The following is a 19671-nucleotide window of genomic DNA, read 5'->3' as shown; positions in this document are numbered from 1 at the left end:
GCAAGGCGGAGGGTCGCCCCGATACTGGATGTATCGGGGCGACCCGACAACGCGGCGAGCGTGCGTGCCAGGCGTCGCCGAGCAGGCGGGACTTTACGGACACGCCCTAGAGCAGGCCCGGACCGCGCAGCTCCTGCGTACAGCACTTCACGCTGCCGCCGCCCTTGAGCAGCTCGCCCAGATCCATCGGCACCGGCGCGAAACCGCGCTCCCGCAACGGGTCGAACAGGCCCGTCGCGGCCTGCGGCAGCAGCACGTGGAGCCCGTCGCTCACCGCGTTCAGCCCGAAGGCGGCCGCGTCCGCCCCGGTGGCGAGCAGCGCGTCCGGGAAGAGCCGGGCCAGCACGGACCGGCTGCCCGGCGAGAACGCGTCCGGGTAGTACATGATCTCGTCGCTCCCGTCGTCCAGCACGCACAGTGCCGTATCGAGGTGGTAGTAGCGCGGATCGACCAGATCGAGACCGATCACCGGCCGCCCGAAGAACTCCTGCGCCTCGTCGTGGGCCAGCGGACTCGACCGGAATCCGCGCCCCGCCAGGACGTACGAGGAGGTCACCGCGAAATCGCCCTCGCCCTCGTTGACGTGTTCCGGCTCATGGATCTCGGCGAAACCGTGCTCCCGGAACCAGTCCCGGTGGGCGGCGGCCTCGGGGAACCGCTCCTGGTAGGCGAAGCGCGCCCCGAGCACCCGGCCGTCGATCACGGTGGCCCCGTTGGCCGCGAAGACCATGTCGGGGAGGTCCGGGCGGGGTGTGAGCAGTTCCACGGTGTGGCCGAGCGCACGGTAGCGGTCGCGCAGGTCCTCCCACTGGGTCCGGGCCAGCGGCAGGTCGACGGGTTTACTGGGGTCCATCCACGGATTGATGGAATACGTCACCCGGAAGTGCGCCGGGGCGCACATCAGATAGCGGCGGGGTCGGGCTGAACGAGGCAACGGGGCCTCCTCACGGATCGTCGCGCGGCAATGGTGGCCGCTGCGGCCGGTGCGTCGCACGGGTGTGTGCGTGAGCCCATGGTGCGCCCGTTCCGGGGCCCCGCACAGTGAACCGATCGGGTGGTCCCTGACCGCCCATTCCCTGACAAATGTGAGGCCAACGGTCATGGCGGGGCAGGAGGCGGCGTACCCCGCTTCGGAACTCTGGCCACCCGAGGCGCAGGATGGTGGGACCATGGGCAGGGGCAACGTAGAGGTAAGGGGATAGATGGGCGCCGATTTCAGTCGCGGTCGCGGCTCGGAGAGCAGGTTTTCCCAGTGGCTGCGCCGACGGCCCAAACCGCCCGCGAGCGATGTCGACGGGACCGCACGGGTGGCACTGCTCCTGGCCGTCGCCGAGGCCGGGATGCCGATCGCGCCCGCCGCCCATCCGGTCGGCTACCGATGTTCGTGCGAACGCATCGGCTGCCCCACCCCCGCCCGGCATCCGGTCTCCTTCGCCTGGCAGACCCAGTCCACCACCGACCGGGCACAGATCGAGCGCTGGGCCCGCAATCAGCCGCAGGCCAACTTCATCACCGCGACCGGCATGATCCACGACGTCCTGGACGTCCCGCTGGACGCCGGCGCCCAGGCCCTGGAGAACCTGCTGGCCGCCGGCATCGAGGTCGGCCCCGTGGCCCGCTCCGGCGACGACCGGATGCTCTTCTTCACCGCGACCCGCGGCACGCCCGAGGACGAGGACGAGTGGTGGCCGTGCGAGCTGGACTGCCACCCCGAGACGATGGACGAGCACCCCGGACTGCGCTGGCACTGCCGCGGCAGCTACGTGCTCCTGCCGCCGGCCACGCTCCCCGGTGAGCTGGACGTCCAGTGGCTGCGCGGCCCCGAGCACCCGCTGCCGGACCCGCTGACCCTGCTGGAGACCCTGACGGAGGCCTGCGCCCGCTTCGTGGGATCCGCCGGGCAGAGCGACGTCGACCACGAATCGGTGGCCTGGCCGCTGAGCCGCTGACCCGCACACCGTGCGCGTGAGGGCCCGCCCGGACGGGCCCTCACGGCATTCAGGAACCCTTGGCCGCGATCAGGCCCGCCAGCCGGTTCAGCATGACGACCTTGCCGTCACCGGCGCCCTTCTTCGGTATGTAGACCAGCTGGCTGGAGACCCGCTCCTTGGTGAGCGTGCTCTTCACCTCGCCGGTCAGCAGCGCCGAGACGTCCGGGCTGACCTCCGGACGCAGGCCCTGCGCGGCGGTCTGCCGCTCGAAGTGCTTGCTGGTGAAGAAGACCAGCGCGCCGCCGTCCTTCGTCTTCAGGCCCAGCGGCGCGTACGTCCCGCTGTCCAGCGCCTGGTCGCGGAACTGGAAGGAGAACCCGGCCCGCCGGGTGTTCAGCCGTGCGGCGCGCCAGGCCGAGGTCGAGGTGCCCGGGGCGAAGACGTCCGGGGCGCCCTCCTGGAGGTACCCGGTGTACTTCGTGCCCAGGTCCCGCGGGGCGACGGCGAGACCGGCGCCGTCCGCCGCGACCGGCGTGGCCCTGCCGTCGCCGTCCTTCGCCGCCTCCGGGATCCGGGACGGGGCGACGACCGCCAGATAGGCGGCCTTCCACCCCTGGCGGGGGCCGGACTTGACGAAGGCGATCAGCCAGCGCGTGTCCTGGGCCCCCTCGTCCCGGTCCCGGTTGGAATCGGTGTCCGCGAGGAACCACCGGGGCCAGCCCGCCTTCTGCGGAATGACGTAGCGGGCGTCGGTCAGCTCCAGCGGACGGTGGTTCGCGTTGCCGTCCGGATTGTTCTTGTGCCGGGCCGTCAGCCCGGCCTGGTTGATCGCACCGAGGGCGCCGGTGACCTGTTTCTCGTCCCGTGCGGGGTCGTAGGCCTTGTCCGCCGCGTTGTACGCGGTGGTGAAGGCCTTCAGGGCCTGCGCGGCCTCAGACCGCGTCGCCGCCGGAACGACTTCCAGCTCGCCGTGCACCGTCACGCACCCGCTCGCCGTCATGCACAGCACTATCGCCGCCGCGAGCCCCGTTGCCGGCCGAACCGGCCTCAGGCTTCTCATCCGTTGACTTCCGCGCCTTCTGATCCGTCGCCCCCACAGCAGGGCTCCCTGACCGTCCGAACCCTACCGGGGCGAGGAACAGCGCGAGGGTGGGGACCAGATACAGCGCCCACACCGTGATCTGGAGAACGGTGGGATCCGGCTGGAAGTTGAACGTCCCCTTCAGCAGCGTGCCGTACCAGCTGTCCGGCGGGACCGCCCCGCTGATGTCGAACGCCCGGTTCTGCAGACCGCCCAGGAACTCGGCCTCCTGGAGGTCGTGCACGCCGTACGCCAGCACACCCGCGGCGACCACGACCAGCATGCCGCCGGTCCAGGTGAAGAACTTCGACAGATTGATCCGCAGCGCGCCCCGGTAGAACAGCCACCCCAGCACCACGGCCGCGAGAATGCCCAGCAGCGCCCCGATCATCGGATGCCAGCCGTCGTCCGCCGCGTGCACCGCGCGCCACACGAACAGCGAGGTCTCCAGCCCCTCGCGGCCCACCGCGAGCAGCGCCGTGGCGACCAGTGCCCCGGTCCCCATCGCGAGGGCCGCGTCCAGCTTGCCGTGCAGCTCCGTCTTCAGGTGCCGCGCGGTGCGCCGCATCCAGAAGACCATCCAGGTGACCAGGCCCACCGAGACGATGGACAGCGAACCGCCCAGCGCCTCCTGCGCCTTGAACGTCATCTCCTGCGAGCCGAACTCCAGCCCCGCGCCGAACGCCAGGCTGACCACGACCGCGATGGACACACCGATCCAGATGGGTGCCAGCTTGTCGCGGTGGCCCGTCTTCACCAGGTAGGCGATGAGGATGCAGACGACGAGGCTGGCCTCCAGCCCCTCGCGCAGTCCGATCAGGAAGTTACTGAACACGTCTCGGTTCCCTTTCCGCTTCGAGTCCCGTTACGAGAACAGCGCCCGGCCCCACCAGTCGTCCGTGTCGCGGACGCCCGGCGGGACGGCGAAGTGCGCCGAACCCACGTGCTGGATGTACTCGTTGAGCGCGTCGTGCGCGGCCAGCCGCCGTTGCAGCGGGACGAACGCCTTGCGGGTGTCGCGCTGGTAGGCGAGGAAGAACAGTCCGGCGTCGAGCCGGCCGAGGCCGTCCGTGCCGTCGGTGAAGGAGTAGCCGCGCCGCAGGATCTCGGCACCGCCGTTGCTGTCGGGGTGCGCCAGGCGTACGTGCGCGGTCGGCAGCATCGCCTTGAGGAACGGCTCGTCGCGCTCCTTCGCCTTCCCGACCGGGGCGCCCTCGCCCTTGTCGCGGCCGAACACGTCCTCCTGCTCCTGGAGTCCGGCCCGGTCCCAGGTCTCGATGTGCATCCGGATCCGGCGGGCCACCAGATAGGAACCGCCGGTCATCCAGTCGGCGCCGTCCTTCGCGCCGACCCACACATGGCGGTCCAGGGCGGCGGTGTCGGTGCCGGAGATGTTCCGGGTGCCGTCCTTGAAGCCCATCATGTTGCGCGGGGTCTGGGCGTCGGGCGTCGTGGACGAGGTCTTGCCGAAGCCCAGCTGCGACCAGCGGATCGCGGTGCGGCCCATGCCGATCCTGGCCAGGTTGCGGATCGCGTGCACCGCCACCTGCGGGTCGTCCGCACAGGCCTGGACACACAGATCGCCGCCGCTGCGCGCCGCGTCCAGATTGTCGCCCGGGAACTTCGGCAGGTCCACGAGCGCGTCCGGCCGCCGGTCCTCCAGCCCGAACCGGCCCCTGGCGAACAGCGAGGGGCCGAAGCCGATCGTCAGCGTCAGCCGGGACGGCTTGAGCCCCAGCGCCTCGCCCGTGTCGTCCGGCGGCGCCTCGGGCAGTCCGCCGAAGGCGCCGTCCCCGACCGCGTGGCCGGCCGTCATCCGCTCCGCCGCCCGCGTCCACTCCTTGAGCAGCGCGATCAGGTCGGCGCGGTCCTTCGTCGTCACGTCGAACGCGGCGAAGTGCAGCCGGTCCTGGACGGCCGTGGCGATGCCGGCCTGGTGCGGCCCGTGGAAGGGCACCGCCGCCCCGCTCTCCGCGGCGGCGACGGGAGTGTCGTCGGAGCGCACCGCGGCCACGGCGGTGCCCGCCACGGCGGCGCCGAGCGCCAGCCCCGCACCGCCCCAGCCGAGCACGGCCCGGCGTGACGGAGCGGTGGACGCGGCGGAGTTCTCCTCGGCCTGACCGGTCATCCCGGGCCCCCTCTTCCGGTCCGCTTTACTTCGTCACCGCGGCGGCGAGCCGGGACAGCGGCTCGGCCAGGGCGTTGACCGCGTCGGACAGCTTCTTGCGGTCGGCCTTGCCGACCTTGTCGTAGGAGGTGAACTCGTACGACGTCTTGTCCGCGCGGAAGGTGTCGAGCAGCGTGTTCAGCTCCGCGAACCGCTTGTCCAGGGTGGCGGTCAGCTCCGCGTCGTTCTTCGCGGCGATGGCCTTGAGCAGCTGGTAGGACTGCTCGGCGCCCTCGACGTTGGCCTTGAAGTCGGCCAGGTCGGTGTGGCTGTAGCGCTCCTCCTCACCGGTCACCTTGCCGGTGGCGACCTCGTCGAGGAGTTCCTTGGCGCCGTTGGCCATGGAGGTCGGGGTGATGTCCGCGGTGCCGACGCGCTTCTGCCAGTCGACCAGGTCCTTGTAGAGGGCGGGGGCGAGGGCCTTCTCCTCGGCGCCCAGCTTCTTGTCGTGCCACAGCGCCTTCTCCAGGCGGTGCCAGCCGGTCCACTTCTGGCCGTCCTCCAGGCCGTCCTCGCGGACGTCGACCTTCGGGTCGATGTCACCGAAGGACTCGGCGACCGGCTCGGTGCGCTCCCAGCCGATACGGGAGTCGGCGTACGCCTTCTTCGCGGCCTCGATGTCCCCGGCGGCGACGGCGTCCGTGAAGACCTTGGCCTTCGGCAGCGTCTGGTCGGCCTGGGCCTGGACATAGGTGCGGTACGCGGCCACCGCCCGGTCCATCTCGGGGCTGCGCTTGGCCGCCTTGCCGCCGCTGACCTCGATCTTCTGCCGGATGCCGTGGCCCTTCATCCCGGGCTTGCAGGCGATCTCGTACGAACCGGCCTTGATCTCGGCGGTGATGGTGGCCTTGGTGCCCGGACCGATGTTCTCGCGCTCGGCGACGATGCGGTCGTCCGGGAAGAGGACGTAGACCTCGGTGACCTTGGAACCCTTGTTCTCCACGGCCAGTTCGACATGGCCGGCCGGCAGCTTCGTCTTCGACACCTCGCAGGCGTCGTCCTTGGCGACGACCTGGACGGCCCCCTCGCCCTTGCCGTCGCTCTTCGCGGAGCAGCCCGTGACGGCGGTCAGGGCCGCCGCCGTGACGGCGGCGGTGGCGACGGAGAGACGAACGGCTCGCATGCGAACTCCACAGGGGGGACGAAGGGAGGAACGGCGGGTCGGACAAAGGCGGGTGAGGCGGACCTAACTTAACCGAGGCTTACCTGACTGATACCCCCCTCCGCAGTGATTCAGCTCTCACTGGAGACCCACAGGAACGGCGGGATCACGGTCGACCCATGAGCGAGCCCGCAAAAGGTCAAGCGATGGTCAAGAGGCCCGTTCCGGTACGACGAGCGGCACCCCGGTCCGGGGGTGCGGGAACACCTCCACCGGCTGCCGGTAGACCGCGCCGAGCAGCTCCCCGCTGAACACCTCGGCGGGCGGGCCCGCCACCGCGATCCGGCCGTCGTGCAGCACCGCGGCCCGGTCCGCGTACGCCGCCGCGAGACCCAGATCGTGCAGCACCACCACCACCGCGTCCCCGGCGGCGGCACGCTCCCGGCAGATCCGCAGCACCAGTTCCTGATGGCGCAGATCGAGCGCGGCGGTCGGCTCGTCGAGCAGCAGCAGCGGGGCGCGCTGCGCCAGCACCCGGGCCAGCGCCACCCGGGCCCGCTCACCGCCGGAGAGCGCGGAGAACGGGCGGTCCGCGAAGGCGGTCACCTCGGTGGCCGCCATCGCCGCGCGGACCGCCGGATCGTCCTCGTCGGCCCGGTCCGTCCCGGCCCAGGGCGCCCGCCCCATCCGGACGACGTCCTCCACCGGGAACGGGAAGGAGAGCGCGGCGGACTGCGGCAGCACCGCCCGGCGCAGGGCCAGTTCGGGTGCGGACCAGTCGGTGACGGGGCGGCCGTCGACGTGCACCGTGCCGGCCTCGGCGGGCAGATCGGCGGCGAGCGCGGCCAGCAGCGTCGACTTCCCGGCCCCGTTCGGACCGACCAGCGCCAGCACCTCGCCCGCACGGGCCGTCAGATCGATGGAGTCCAGCACCGGCCGGCCGCCGAGCCGGACCCGCAGCCCGCGCGCCTCGGCCACCGCCGCCCCGGGGGAGGCCGGGGCGGGCAGCCGCCGGGGGCGCGCCGTGAAGGGGTTCCGCAGCGTTCTCATGCCCAACCACCTTGTTTGCGACGGGTCCTGCGCAGCAGCCAGAAGAAGAACGGGCTGCCGAGGAGTGCGGTCAGTACGCCGAGCGGCAGCTCGGCCGGGTCGGCGACGGTCCGGGCCGCGAGGTCCCCGGCCACCAGCACCAGCGCGCCGCCCAGCGCGCTGCCCGGGACCAGGAAGCGGTGCCCCGGGCCGTTCGCCATCCGCAGCAGATGCGGCACCAGCAGCCCGACGAACGAGATGATCCCCGCGACCGCGACGGCGGCGGCGGTCAGCAGCGCCACCACCAGCACCAGCACCACGCGGAGCCGTTCGACGTCGACCCCGAGGTGCCGGGCGGGCCGTTCGCCGAGCGCCAGCAGATCCAGCCGGCGGGCGTGGAACGGCGCGACGGCGAGCCCCAGCACCGCGCACGGCAGCACCGCCAGGACCTTCGGCCAGGTGGCCTGGGCCAGCGAACCGAGCTGCCAGAACGTGATCTGGGAGATCTGCGCGTTGTCCGCGAAGAAGATGAACAGCCCGATCAGCGCCCCCGCGAAGGCGTTGACGGCGATGCCGGTGAGGATCAGCGTGACCACCTCGGTCCGGCCGCCGGACCGCGACAGCGCGTACACCAGCAGGACGGTGAACAGTCCGGCGACGAACGCGCAGACGGTCACGGTCCAGTTGCCGAAGAAGCTGAGCCCGAGCGCGATCGAGGCGACCGCGCCGACCGCCGCGCCCGAGGAGATCCCGATCACCCCCGGCTCGGCGAGCGGATTGCCGAACACGCCCTGCATCAGGGCCCCGGCGCAGCCGAGCGAGGCACCGACCAGCAGGGCGAGGACGACACGGGGCAGCCGTACGTTCCACAGGACGCTCTCGCCGACCCGGTCCAGGGCGTGGCCGCCGAGCCCGATCCGGTGCTGGACGGAGGCGAGGACGTCCCCGAGCGGAATGCTGTACGCGCCGAGCCCGGCGGAGAGCAGACAGCACACCAGCAGTGCGGCGACGAGGGCGGCGGTGAGCGGGACGGCCGTGGAGCGCCGGGCCCGGGGCGCTTCGCCGGCCGGTACGGGGTCCGGTGCGGCGTCCTTGGCGAGGGGGGCTTCGCAGGGGGCGGTCATCGGGCCGCTCCCTTCTCCGGGTAGAGCTGGGCGATCAGTTCGCGCAGTACGCGGTCGGTGCGCGGCCCGTAGTTAAGCAGCACCCCGTCGTCGACGGAGACGATCCGCCGGTCCATTCCGGCGGGGGTCTCCGCGACGCCCGGGATCTTCACCAGCCCGTCGGTCCCGCCGACGGATTCGAGCCCCTTGGTCATGACGAGGATCGCGTCGGGGGCGGCCTTGGCCAGCGCCTCGCTGGTGATCGCGGTGAAGTCCTTCTTCAGCCCGGAGGCCTTGCCCGCGTCGACGGCGCCGGCCGCCTCCAGCAGCGAACTCGCCCCGGACTCCCGGCCGCCCAGCAGATACACGGAGGCGGATCCGCGCAGATAGAGGAACGCGACCCGGGGCTTCGCCGCCCCGTCGGCCGGCGCGGGCACGGTGTCGCGCACGGCGTCGATGCGCTCCTCGGTGCGCCGCTCCAGCGCCGTGCCGGCGTCCGGGACGCCGAGGGCGGCGGCCACGGCGGTGATCCGGCTCCCCACGTCCGAGAGGTCCTTCGCGGGGTCGATCACGACGAGCGGGATCCCGGCGTCCCGGATCTGGCCGATGGCCTCGGCCGGTCCGGTCGTGGTCTCGGCGAGCACGACGGTGGGGCGCAGCGACAGCACGCTCTCCGCCGATACGTCATGGGCCCGTGTCACCACGGGGAGCTTCGCGGCCTGTTCGAAGGTGGCGGTGACGTCCCGGGCCACCACCCGCTCGCCGAGCCCGAGGGTGAACACGATCTCGCTCAGTCCGCCGGTCAGCGGCACGATCCGGTCGGCCGAGGCCACGGTGGTCCGCTTGCCGTCCGCGGAGTCGACGGTGACCGGGAGCCGGGGCTCGGGGGTGGCGTCCAGCGGTTCGACCCGGTCGGCCGCGGCGCTCGCGGAGGCCCCGGCGCCCGCCGTCCGCGCCGAGGAGGCCCCGGTGCCCCCGCACCCGGCCAGCACCAGCACGGCCGCCGCGGCGAGCGCGGCGGCGCGGGCGGCACCGCGTACGCGTCCCGGTGGGGCGAAGTCCTGCGAGAAGCGCACGGGGCACCGTCCTGTCGTTCCATGGCGTGCAGTTGGCAGTGGTTTGCGAGGAATGTGCTGGAAGGGGGTACCAGCACAGGATGTCCATACCTTAGGTTAGCCTTACCTGACTTTCTAGCCCTCGGAGGGGTCCCCATGCCGTCGTTCCGTGCTGTCCGCGCCCTGGTGGTCGCGCTCGTGGGGGTTGTCGCCGGGGCCCTGCTCCCGGCCACGACCGCGCAGGCCGCGGCCCGTACGGTGCAGGGCGGGCGGCTGGACTGGGGCATCAAGTCCTCGTTCCAGAGCTATGTCACGGGCCCCATCGCGCAGGGCAGTTGGAGCCTGACGGGCGGGGCCGCCACGGTCGGCGCCGGCCAGTTCCGCTTCCACTCGGCGACCGGTTCCTACGATCCGGCGAGCGGCGCGTTCCGCTCCGGCTTCTCGGGCGGCGTCCACTTCACGGGCCACCGCAAGCCGGACGGCTCGTACGAACTCGACCTCACGATCAGCCGCCCCACCGTCCGCATCCAGGGCGGCGGCGGCACGATCTACGCCGACATGACGAGCAGGGACCGGGGGAGCGGGCGGGTCACCTCCGCCGCCCAGGTCCCGCTCGCCACCCTCTCCCTGGGCGGCATCGACATGCGGGGCGGCTCCACTCCCGTCGCCCTCACCCACGTTCCGGCGACGCTGACCGCGCGGGGCGCCCAGGCCTTCGCCGGCTACTACACGGCCGGGACGCCGCTGGACCCGGTCAGCCTCTCGGTGGACACCACGGGCCCGGCCGCGAAGCCGTCCCCGTCCTCCTCACCGTCCGGGAAGGGCGCGAGCGCCGCGCCGAAGAAGACCGCCGCGGCCGGCCGTATCGAGGACGCCGCCGTCGACTGGGGCGTGCGCCGCACCTACCGCGAGTACGTCACCGGCTCGATCGGACAGGGGAAGTGGACGCTGTCCGGCGGTGCCCAGGACGGCGGCGCGCTCTTCCGCTTCCCGAAGGGCACCGGTACGTACGACCCCGCGAGGGGGACCCTGGCGGCGGACTTCGCGGGCAGCGTCCGCTTCACCGGGGCGGGCGGCCTCGATCTGACGCTGTCCCGGTTCACGGTCGCCGTGAAGGCGGGCCGGGGCACGCTGAGCGCGGACGTCCGCACCGACGACGCCACCAGCAGGGCCGTCCCGCTGGTCACCTTCACCGCCGAGGACTTCGTCCCGAAGAACGGGCTCGCCGTCCTCACCGAGGCCCCGGCCACCCTGACCTCCGGCGGGGCCAAGGCCTTCGGCTCGCTCTACACGGCGGGCACTGCCATGGACCCGGTCTCCCTGGCCGTGGCCGTCGAGGCCTCGGCGAAGCTGCCCGCCCTCCCCGACCTGGGCAGCGAGCCGGCCCCCTCGGCCGAGCCCGGCACCGCGGCCCCCGCGAGCACCGCCCCGGCCGCGGCCGCCGCGCCCGACGAGGGCTCCCGCACCGGGCTGTACGCGGTCCTCGGCGGCGCCGGAGTCCTGGCCGCCGTCGCGGCCGGGGTGCTCGTCCTGGTCCGCCGCAACCGCCCCACCACAGACCCCACGCCCCCCACACCCCCCGGTTCCTGACCCCCTCCGTATCCGTAACCCCGTCACATCCCCGTACACCGTCCCCACCCCCACCCCCATCCCCATCCCGATCCCCCTTCCCCCGATACCTGTTCCACCCCTGAGGAGACCCCCGACCATGGCAGCCACCCGCCGCCCCATCGCCCTTGCCGCAGCCGTCGCGACCGCCGCCACCCTCGGCGCCGTCTTCGCCCTGCCGGCGCTCGCCGCCCCGTCCACGCAGGAGGCCGCGGCCGCCTCCACGATGGAACTGAAGGACGGCACGCTGGACTGGGGCTTCAAGGAGTCCTTCCGCAAGTACATCGGCGCCGCCGGCACCATCACGGTCAAGGACGGCGCCACCCAGGCCGCCTCCAACGGCGTCTTCACCTTCGGCAACGGCAAGGGCACCTACGACCTCACCACCCACGGCACCGACACCGCCTTCGACGGCAGCGTCAACTTCTCGGCCCACGGCGGCGTCCTCGACATCACGCTCTCCGACCTCAAGCTCTCCACCAGCGGCACCGGCGGCGCGATCACCGCCGATGTGGCGACCCCGCAGGGCACCGCGAACGACGTGGCCGTCGCCGACCTCGACCTCTCGGCCGTCCGGCCGGGCCAGGGCACGGGCGGGGCGATGGTCTTCAAGGACATCCCCGCCACGCTCACCAAGGCGGGCTCCGAGGCCTTCAACGGCCAGTACAAGGAAGGGGAGGTGCTCGACCCCGCCACGCTCACCGTCACGGCGGTCAAGGCCCCGACCGAGCCGACGGAGAAGCCGACCACGAAGCCCACCGATCCGACCACGAAGCCCACCACGAAGCCGACGGAGAAGCCCACCACCGAGCCGACCGGGTCCACCCCGAAGCCCACCCCGACGAGCACCGCCACGGCCACCGGCCGCCCCGCCTCCCAGGGCGAGATCGTCGACGGTACCCTGGACTGGGGTGTGAAGTCCTCCTTCCGCTCGTACGTCACGGGCCCCATCGCGCACGGCCGCGTCGAGACGACCGCCGGAGCCACCGCGACCGGACAGGGCTACCGCTTCCCCGACGCCACCGGTCGGTTCGACGCCGGGAAGCAGACCCTCACGGCCTCCTTCGACGGAAAGGTCCGCTTCCTCGGCCACGAGGAGAACGGCAGCTACGCCCTCGACCTCGCGCTGACCGGACTGGAGATCCGGGCCGAGGGCACCAAGGGCCGCCTCGTCGCCGATGTCACGGCGAAGGACCGGGCCACCGGCAAGACGTCCACGTACACCGCGCTGACCGTCGCCGACCTCAGGCTGCCCGCCGGCGGACTCACCGCGAAGAACGGCGTGGTGACCCTCTCGGCCGTGCCCGCCACCCTCACCGCCGACGGCGCGGCCAAGGTGTTCGGCGGGATGTACAAGGCGGGCGAGCAGCTCGACGCGCTGACCGTCGCGGTCGCCCTCGACAAGGACGCGACCCTGCCGTCCACCGGCGGCTCCACGGGCGGGACGACCACGAACTCCGGTTCGTCCACCGGCGGCACCGTGGGCGGCACCGTGGGCGGCGCGGGCACGGTCGGCGGCTCCGGGGCCCTCGCCTCCACCGGCTCCGACCTCCCGGCCGGCGCCCTGTTCGCCGCCTCGGGCGTCATCGTGGCGGCCGGTGCCGGAGCGGTCGTCGTCGCGCGCCGCCGTCGCACCGTCTGACCCGTCCGGCCCGTCTCCCCACGCGGAGCGACCCGTCCGGGCACCGGTCCTCAGGAGGAACCGGTGCCCGGACGGGTGCTTGAATGCGGACGTGAACCACTACGACGTACCCGCCGGCACCGATGTGCTGCGCGTGTTCTGCGGCCCCGACGGACGGCACGGCAACGCCCTCGGCGTCGTGCGCGACGGGCGCGGCTACCCCGACCAGGCCTCCCGGCAGCAGCTCGCCCGGCAACTCGGCTTCAGCGAGACGGTGTTCGTGGACGACCCGGAACGCGGCGATCTGGACATCTACACCCCAGGTCTCCGGCTGCCGTTCGCCGGACATCCCGTGGTGGGAGCGGCCTGGCTGCTCGATCTGGAGATCCTGGAGCTGGGGGTGGGGGAGGTGTTCGCCCGCCACGACGGGGAGTTCACCTGGATCACCGCCCGCCCCGAGTGGGCACCCCCGCGCCGGCTGGAGCGGTACGCCTCGGCCGCCGAGGTCGACGCGCTGCCGGCCCCGCCGCCGGGCGAGGGCTGGCTGTACGCCTGGGCGTGGGAGGACGAGGCGGCGGGCCGGGTGCGGGCTCGGGCGTTCCCCCGTAGGGATGACGGAATCGCGGAGGACGAAGCGACGGGAGCCGCGGCCCTGTTGCTGAGCGCGGAACTCGGTCGCGCGCTCAACATCGCACAGGGCCGCGGCTCCCAGATCCTCACCGCACCGGCGCCGGACGGCACGGTGGAGATCGGCGGCAGGGTGGTACTGGCCCACCACGGCTGATCGATCGGGACCCGGTCCGGGCGGTCCGGACCGGGACCCGGCCTAGGCGGCGCGGAAGGCCTCGCCCAGCTCCCGGAACACGGCGGTGTTCAGCGCGAACGCGCGCTTGCACTCGTCCACGATCCGCTGCTTCTCCAGATCGTCCGCGTCGACCGCGTCCAGCAGTTCGCGGTAGTCGCGCTTGAAGGCGGCGGGGTTGGCTATCTCCTCGAACACGTAGAACCGCACCCCGTCGCCCTTGCGCGCGAAGCCCCAGGTCCGTTCCGCCTTGTCCCGGATGATCTGACCGCCCGACAGGTCGCCCAGGTAGCGGGTGTAGTGGTGGGCTATGTACCCGGCCGGCCAGGTGCGCGCGCACTCGGCGACCCGGGCGGCGTACGCGGCGGTGGCCGGCAGCGGCTCCAGGCCCTCGCGCCAGTCCGCGCCCCGCAGATGGGCGAGGTCGCGCTCCAGCTCGGCGGTGCGCATCAGCTCCGGCCGGACGAAGGGCCCGGCGACCGGGTCACCGGCCAGCTCCTGGGCCCCCTCCTCCAGCGCCCGGTACACGAACCACAGTTGCTCGGTGTAGCGGGTGTACGCGTCCACCCCGAGCCGCCCGCCGAGCAGATCGCCCATGAAGGTCGTGGTCTCCGCCTCGGTGTGCTGCTCGTGCGACGCGGTGCGGATCAGCGTCGAGAAGGGCGTGGCGGTAGCGGTTGCGTCCAAGGCGGGCCTCCGGGGCCGAAGGGGACGGGAAGTCCAGAAAGAGTGGGATATGTCGGCCCGTCGCGCGGGACTGCCGCGACGCCTGCCGGTGCGTCGATCTTCCTACTTAGGCTTACCTAAGTCAACCGCTTGCCGACGTGCTGTCGGGAAAAATGGACGTGCGGCTGCGCGGCCCTTCCGTCTGTTCCGCCTCGTTGGGTGGTGGAGTCGGGCGCTCGTGCCGGGTGGTGGTGGTGCGGGTTCTGCTGTCGGGTGGTCTCGACGGGCGTCGGCGTCTGTCGTGGGGCGTCAGGCGGTCTCGTCGGGGGTGGTCGAGATGCGGTCGAGCAGTTCGGTGAGCAGGGCGCGTTCGCCGGCGGTCAGTGCGCCGGTCCGGGGGAGGAGGGCGTGCAGGGCGACGGCCGCGGCGGCGGGTCCGGGGGGAGGGGAGGCGGGGGCCTCGGTGGTGATCGCGGCGATGACGGCCTCCCTGGCCAGATGGGACACGCTCAGGTCCCGGTCGTCCTCGGGGGTGGCGATGAGGGAGAGGGTGGTGCCGCCACCCACGGCGTGCACCAGGTGGGTGGCGCGCGCCTCGTCGATCCGCAGGCGTCCGGCCTCGGCGATCCGGTGGATGTGGGCGCCGAGGATCTCCAGCGCGGCCGTGGAGGCGGTGGAGGGGGTGCCGGGGCTGGGCTGGGCGTACATCAGGGTGTACAGGGCCGGATTGGCCAGCCCGAACTCGGTGTTGAAGTCCCACCCTCTGCGCAGGTCCTCCACCGGATCGCCGGTGGTTTCCATGGCGGCCTTCTCGTCGACATGGCTCGCGAAGCCGTGGGCGGCGACGGCGTCGAGCAGGCCCTGCTTGTCACCGAAGAGCCGGTAGATGGTGGGCGCCTGGACGCCCGCCGCGGCGCTGACGGCGCGCGTCGACACCGCCTCGCGTCCCTCCTCCGCCAGCAGTCGGGTGGCGGAGGCGATGATCCGTTGGCGGTTGCTCTCGGCGGGGGCGGGGCGCTCGGTCTCCATGGTTTCCGATGATAACGGAACGCTGTTAGCGCCTTGTGGTATCGGTGTTAGCGTGAAATCGTTAACGGTGGAAACGGCGGATCGTCGGCGACGACGGGCGGGCCGTTCCGCACCGCAGCCCTGCGCATTTCGGAGGCACCCGTGATCGTTCTTACCGCTCCCACCGGCCGGATCGGCCGCCAGGTGCTCGGCCTGCTGCTCGACGAGGGCCGGAAGGTGCGGGTGATCGTCCGTGATCCCGCCCGTCTCGACCCGGAGGCGCGTGAGCGCGTGGAGATCGTCCGGGGCTCCCACCGCGATCCGGCGGTGCTGGGGGAGGCGTTCGAGGGTGCCGGCAGTGTGCTCTGGCTGGTCCCGCCGGACCCGGGCGCCGGCGACATCCGGGAGCACTACCTCGGCTTCACCCGCCCGGCCTGCGCGGCTCTGACGGACCGGGGGGTCCGGCGCGTCGTCGGGGTCAGCAGCCTGGGCCGGGGATACGGGGCGCCCGCCGGGCAGTTGTCGGCCGCGTTCGCGATGGACGAGGCGATCGAGGCGACCGGGGTGGACTACCGGTCCCTGGCCATGCCGTTCTTCATGGAGAACCTGCTCCACCAGGCGGACGCGCTCAGGACGCGGGGCGTGCTCTCCCTGCCGGTCGCCGCCGACCGGGCGCTGCCGCTCGTCGCCACCCGCGACATCGCCGCGGCGGCCGCCCGCCTTCTCGCCGACGCTTCCTGGAGCGGGCAGGAGACGGTCCCGCTGATAGGCCCGGACTCCCTCACCCCCGACGGCATGGCGGAGGTGCTGTCGGAGGTCCTGGAGCGCCCGGTCCGCTTCGAGCGGCCGGACGCCGAGGAGTACCGCGCGACGCTGACGCGGTACGGGATGAACCCCGCCTGGGCCCAGGGGCTGCTCGACATGGCGGCCGCACAGGACGACGGCATCTACGCGCCCGAATGGCGGGCCCTGACCGTCCCGGCCCCCACCGGCTTCCGCCAGTGGTGCCGGGAGGTGCTGACAGCCGCGTCGGCGCCGCGGCCGTGATCGGGCGGTCGGGGTCCTACGGAAGCGTGAGGATGTCCGCGCCCGTCTCGGTCACCACGAGGGTGTGCTCGAACTGGGCGGTGCGCTTGCGGTCCTTCGTCACCACGGTCCAGCCGTCGTCCCACATGTCGTAGTCGTGCGTCCCGAGCGTCAGCATCGGCTCGATGGTGAACGTCATGCCGGGCCGCATCACGGTGGTGGCGTGCGGGCTGTCGTAGTGCGGGATGATCAGCCCGGAGTGGAACGAGGAGTTGATCCCGTGCCCGGTGAAGTCCCGCACCACGCCGTAGCCGAAGCGCTTCGCGTACGACTCGATGACACGGCCGATCACATTGACCTGCCGGCCCGGACGCACCGCCTTGATCGCCCGGTTCAGCGCCTCCTCGGTGCGCTCCACGAGCAGCCGCGACTCCTCGTCGACGTCGCCGCAGAGATAGGTGGCGTTGTTGTCGCCGTGCACCCCGTTCAGGTACGCGGTCACGTCGAGGTTCACGATGTCCCCGTCGCGCAGCACCGTGGAGTCCGGGATCCCGTGGCAGATCACCTCGTTGACCGAGGTGCACAGCGACTTGGGGAAGCCCCGGTAGCCCAGGGTCGACGGGTACGCCCCGTGGTCGCACATGAACTCGTGGGCGACGCGGTCGAGTTCGTCCGTCGTGACACCCGGGGCGATGTGCTTGGCCGCCTCGGCCATGGCCTGGGCGGCGATCCGCCCGGCGACGCGCATGCGCTCGACGGTGTCGGCGTCCTGGACCTCGGGGCCGGTGTACGGCGTCGGGGCCGGCTTGCCCACATACTCGGGGCGCCGGATGTTTCCGGGCACGGAACGGACGGGAGTGAGCTCCCCCGGCACAAGCAGCGACTGACCAGACATGCCAGCGAGTCTAACCAGCGCGCCTGGGGCAGCATGGCACAGAGGAAAGGAGCACGGGATGGCCCTGTTCAAGAAGCGCACGGTCGGCAAGCCGGGCGAGTGGTTCTACTGCCTGGAGCACAAGAAGGTCGAGGAGGGCCCGGAGTGCCCCGCCAAGGACCGCTTCGGCCCGTACGCCACCCGCGAGGAGGCCCAGCACGCCATGGACATCGCCCGGGAGCGGAACCTGGAGTGGGAGAACGACCCCAAGTGGCACGACCGCCAGGGCCCGGACGAGGACGCGGCCGGCTGAGCCCCCGCGCCGGGACCGCGGGCCCGGGGCCGGCGCCCCGGGCTCAGCCCGCCGCCGCACCCGCCCCGCCCGCTCAGGCCGTGCTCGCGCCCGCCCCGCCCGCTCAGGCCGTGCCTGCTCCGGCGCTCCTGCCGTGCCTGCTCCGGCAAGTTCAGGCCGCTCCGGCCGCGCCCGCTCCGGCCGTACCCAGGGCCTCCTGGCTCCGCGCCCGTCGGCGGAGCGCGTCCTCGTCCGTCTCCGCGTCGTAGGTCAGGAGCTTCGGCAGGGTGGCCGCCAGGAGGGCCACCGAGGCGACACAGGCCACGCCCCCGCTCCAGATCGCGGCCCGGGTCCCCGTCCAGCCCGCCATGGCCCCGGCCCGGACCTGGCCCAGCTGCGGGCCGACGCTGTACGACAGCACCTCGATGCCCGCGAGCCGCCCCCGCAGCTCCTCCGGGATCGTCTGGTTCCAGATCGTGGACCGGCCCAGCCCGCTGAGCATGTCCCCCGCCCCGGCCACGGCCAGGCAGACCAGCACCAGCCAGACGTTGCCGAACCAGCCCGCCGCCGCGATCGCCAGCCCCCAGACGGCCGCGCCGAACAGCACGAAGAGCCCGTGCCTGCGCACCCGGGCCGTCCAGCCGCTGGTCAGGCCCAGCAGCAGCGAGCCCACCGAGCCCGCCGCGTACATCAGTCCGAGCGACCAGTCCGCGTCCAGGTCGTCGGCGAGGAACGGGAAGATCGTGTTCGGGAACGCGAAGAACATCGCCGCCATGTCGATCGCGTACGTCCCCAGCAGCACCGGCCTGCTCCAGGCGTAGCGGGCCCCTTCGGCTATCCCGCGCAGGGAGGGCTTCGTGCCCTTCTCGGCGGGCGGCGCGGGCGCGAGCCGCCGGCACATCAGGACGGAGACGGCGAAGGTGGTCACGGTCACCGCGTACGCCGTGGCGTGCCCCGCGTAGGCCACCACCAGACCGGCCAGCGCCGGGCCCATGATCGCGCCGGCCTGCCAGCGCAGCGAGTTCAGCGCGGCGGCGGCGCCCAGCTGGTCGTGCGGCACGATGCGGGCCATCAGCGAGTCGAGCGCGGGCCGCTGGAGCCCGGCGAGGGCCGAGACGCCGCCGGCCACGACGTAGAGCGGCCACAGCAGCGGATCCGGCAGACAGGCGTTGACCAGCAGGATCAGCGCCAGCAGCCCCAGTCCCGCCTCGGTGGCCAGGATGACCTTGCGCCGGTCCACCGCGTCCGCGAGCGCCCCGCCGTACAGCCCGAAGACGACCAGCGGCACCAGTTCGACCGCGCCCATCGCCCCGACGGCCAGCGGGGAGCCGGTCAGCTCCTTGATCTGGAGCGGCAGTGCGATCAGCGCCATGAAGCTGCCGAAGTAGGTGACGAGCCCCTGTACCCACAGGAGGCGGAAGTCCGCCGACGAACGCCACGGCGAGAGATCGGGCAGCAGCGCGGTGAGCCGGGCCGCCAGGGACGGACGGGCGGCGGGGGAGGTACGGGAGGTCACGAGGAGACATGGTCCGTCCCGGTGCGTGTCCTGTGCAAACACATATCGGCCGGGGTGGTGGGAGCGGCCGGGGCAGACATCTATCGGCCGGGACGGCCGGGGGCGAACATGTATCGGCCGGGGTGGCCGGGGAAGGCTGCCGCCGCTCACCACCGGTCCGGCGGTGGTGCGGTCAGCTGGTCGGCCAGCCGGGACAGCCGGTCCCGGAAGCGGCGCCGGCCGCGCGGCACCGGCACCCCGTTCTCCCCGGCCGCCGCGCTCACCAGATGCTGCACCGTGTCCAGGTCCACGTCGTCGCCGTCCGCCACGGACAGCGCCTCGTGGGCGAGCCCGCGCACCTCCGGATCGCCGTTGTCCAGCGAGAGCACCGTCGCCCCGGCCCGGCGGGCGTCGTGCACCCGCTCCAGCAGCCCCGCCCCCGGCCGCTCCGGCACCACCACGAGCAGCGTCTCGCCGCGCCCGGCCGCCTCGATCCGGCCGAGCCCCACGGACAGATGCGCCGGGTCCCCGGGCTCCACCCGGTGGCGCACCAGCGTCGGCGTCAGCTCCGGCAGCCCGGACCAGGTCGACTCGTCGACCAGATGGGCGGCCAGATGCCAGGGCTCGTACTCCTCGGTCCCCACCAGCAGCAGCCCGCCGCCGTGCGGCACCACGCAGGACCGCAGCGTCCCCCCGAACCGCCGGGTGGCCGCCGGCCACTGGGTCCCCGCCAGCACCTCGCGCAGCAGCGCCACTCGTACGGCATCCATGGCCCGGCATCATGCAGTGCCGCCGCGCCCGGCACCGGCGA

The 19671-nt window shown here is 72.8% G+C and carries 19 protein-coding genes; 6 read left to right on the top strand and 13 right to left on the bottom strand.

Annotation, left to right across the window (positions count from 1 at the left end):
* Window positions 1-106 precede the first annotated feature (106 nt).
* Complete coding sequence (gene ddaH, locus ACZ4FH_RS13410; RefSeq protein WP_383632471.1) at window positions 107-934, bottom strand: dimethylargininase; 828 nt, start codon at window positions 932-934, stop codon at window positions 107-109.
* 268 nt (window positions 935-1202) lie between these two features.
* Between ddaH and ACZ4FH_RS13405 the strand changes: the two genes are divergently transcribed.
* Window positions 1203-1949 (top strand): bifunctional DNA primase/polymerase, encoded by a 747-nt coding sequence (locus tag ACZ4FH_RS13405; RefSeq protein ID WP_467304441.1) that lies wholly within the window; start codon window positions 1203-1205, stop codon window positions 1947-1949.
* Between the two features lie 49 nt (window positions 1950-1998).
* Here ACZ4FH_RS13405 and ACZ4FH_RS13400 read toward each other — a convergent pair whose 3' ends face one another.
* The 7 genes from ACZ4FH_RS13400 to ACZ4FH_RS13370 all read right to left on the bottom strand — a co-directional run bounded on the left by ACZ4FH_RS13400 (window position 1999) and on the right by ACZ4FH_RS13370 (window position 9489).
* On the bottom strand, window positions 1999-2931 hold the full coding sequence (locus ACZ4FH_RS13400) for an SCO2278 family lipoprotein (protein WP_467304439.1): 933 nt from the start codon (window positions 2929-2931) through the stop codon (window positions 1999-2001).
* Window positions 2864-3847, bottom strand: coding sequence for an iron uptake transporter permease EfeU (gene efeU, locus ACZ4FH_RS13395; protein WP_467304437.1), 984 nt, complete (start codon window positions 3845-3847; stop codon window positions 2864-2866). Before efeU ends, ACZ4FH_RS13400 begins: the two co-directional genes overlap by 68 nt.
* A gap of 30 nt (window positions 3848-3877) precedes the next feature.
* Window positions 3878-5140, bottom strand: coding sequence for an iron uptake transporter deferrochelatase/peroxidase subunit (gene efeB, locus ACZ4FH_RS13390; protein WP_467304435.1), 1263 nt, complete (start codon window positions 5138-5140; stop codon window positions 3878-3880).
* Window positions 5141-5165: 25 nt separating this feature from the next.
* Entirely contained in the window at window positions 5166-6302 is a 1137-nt protein-coding gene (gene efeO, locus ACZ4FH_RS13385) for an iron uptake system protein EfeO (RefSeq protein WP_467304434.1), read from the bottom strand.
* Window positions 6303-6491: 189 nt separating this feature from the next.
* Window positions 6492-7331, bottom strand: coding sequence for a heme ABC transporter ATP-binding protein (locus ACZ4FH_RS13380; RefSeq protein ID WP_467304433.1), 840 nt, complete (start codon window positions 7329-7331; stop codon window positions 6492-6494).
* Complete coding sequence (locus tag ACZ4FH_RS13375; RefSeq protein WP_467304432.1) at window positions 7328-8434, bottom strand: FecCD family ABC transporter permease; 1107 nt, start codon at window positions 8432-8434, stop codon at window positions 7328-7330. Before ACZ4FH_RS13375 ends, ACZ4FH_RS13380 begins: the two co-directional genes overlap by 4 nt.
* A complete protein-coding gene (locus ACZ4FH_RS13370) occupies window positions 8431-9489 on the bottom strand; it encodes a heme/hemin ABC transporter substrate-binding protein (protein WP_467304430.1) in 1059 nt (352 codons plus the stop codon). Before ACZ4FH_RS13370 ends, ACZ4FH_RS13375 begins: the two co-directional genes overlap by 4 nt.
* A 135-nt stretch (window positions 9490-9624) precedes the next feature.
* Here ACZ4FH_RS13370 and ACZ4FH_RS13365 point away from each other — a divergent pair, with 135 nt between their 5' ends.
* The 3 genes from ACZ4FH_RS13365 (at window position 9625) to ACZ4FH_RS13355 (ending at window position 13481) form a co-directional block, all read left to right on the top strand.
* The gene (locus ACZ4FH_RS13365) at window positions 9625-11058 is read left to right on the top strand and encodes an HtaA domain-containing protein (protein ID WP_467304429.1); all 1434 of its coding nucleotides are present in this window, start codon (window positions 9625-9627) and stop codon (window positions 11056-11058) included.
* A 118-nt stretch (window positions 11059-11176) separates the two neighbouring features.
* Window positions 11177-12718, top strand: a complete 1542-nt coding sequence (locus tag ACZ4FH_RS13360) for an HtaA domain-containing protein (RefSeq protein WP_467304428.1) — start codon at window positions 11177-11179, stop codon at window positions 12716-12718.
* A gap of 91 nt (window positions 12719-12809) precedes the next feature.
* The gene (locus tag ACZ4FH_RS13355) at window positions 12810-13481 is read left to right on the top strand and encodes a PhzF family phenazine biosynthesis protein (RefSeq protein ID WP_383632441.1); all 672 of its coding nucleotides are present in this window, start codon (window positions 12810-12812) and stop codon (window positions 13479-13481) included.
* A 42-nt stretch (window positions 13482-13523) separates the two neighbouring features.
* Here ACZ4FH_RS13355 and ACZ4FH_RS13350 read toward each other — a convergent pair whose 3' ends face one another.
* On the bottom strand, window positions 13524-14186 hold the full coding sequence (locus ACZ4FH_RS13350; RefSeq protein ID WP_467304427.1) for a biliverdin-producing heme oxygenase: 663 nt from the start codon (window positions 14184-14186) through the stop codon (window positions 13524-13526).
* 288 nt (window positions 14187-14474) lie between these two features.
* Window positions 14475-15194, bottom strand: a complete 720-nt coding sequence (locus tag ACZ4FH_RS13345) for a TetR/AcrR family transcriptional regulator (RefSeq protein ID WP_467304426.1) — start codon at window positions 15192-15194, stop codon at window positions 14475-14477.
* A gap of 141 nt (window positions 15195-15335) precedes the next feature.
* Here ACZ4FH_RS13345 and ACZ4FH_RS13340 point away from each other — a divergent pair, with 141 nt between their 5' ends.
* Window positions 15336-16220, top strand: a complete 885-nt coding sequence (locus ACZ4FH_RS13340) for an NAD(P)H-binding protein (protein ID WP_467304424.1) — start codon at window positions 15336-15338, stop codon at window positions 16218-16220.
* A gap of 16 nt (window positions 16221-16236) precedes the next feature.
* Here the strand turns inward: ACZ4FH_RS13340 and map are convergent, their stop codons facing one another.
* Complete coding sequence (map, locus tag ACZ4FH_RS13335) at window positions 16237-17094, bottom strand: type I methionyl aminopeptidase (RefSeq protein ID WP_467304423.1); 858 nt, start codon at window positions 17092-17094, stop codon at window positions 16237-16239.
* 58 nt (window positions 17095-17152) lie between these two features.
* Here map and ACZ4FH_RS13330 point away from each other — a divergent pair, with 58 nt between their 5' ends.
* Window positions 17153-17386, top strand: a complete 234-nt coding sequence (locus ACZ4FH_RS13330) for a hypothetical protein (protein WP_383632426.1) — start codon at window positions 17153-17155, stop codon at window positions 17384-17386.
* A gap of 151 nt (window positions 17387-17537) precedes the next feature.
* Here the strand turns inward: ACZ4FH_RS13330 and ACZ4FH_RS13325 are convergent, their stop codons facing one another.
* Window positions 17538-18881 (bottom strand): MFS transporter, encoded by a 1344-nt coding sequence (locus ACZ4FH_RS13325; RefSeq protein ID WP_467304421.1) that lies wholly within the window; start codon window positions 18879-18881, stop codon window positions 17538-17540.
* 146 nt (window positions 18882-19027) lie between these two features.
* Window positions 19028-19630: a hypothetical protein gene (locus ACZ4FH_RS13320; RefSeq protein WP_467304420.1), complete on the bottom strand. Its 603-nt coding sequence runs from the start codon at window positions 19628-19630 to the stop codon at window positions 19028-19030.
* Between the last annotated feature and the right edge of the window lie 41 nt (window positions 19631-19671).

Source organism: Streptomyces sp. NPDC024555, from assembly GCF_055559335.1.
The sequence above is the reverse complement of the archived record's forward strand: the minus strand, read 5'-3'. Positions and strand labels throughout refer to the sequence as shown.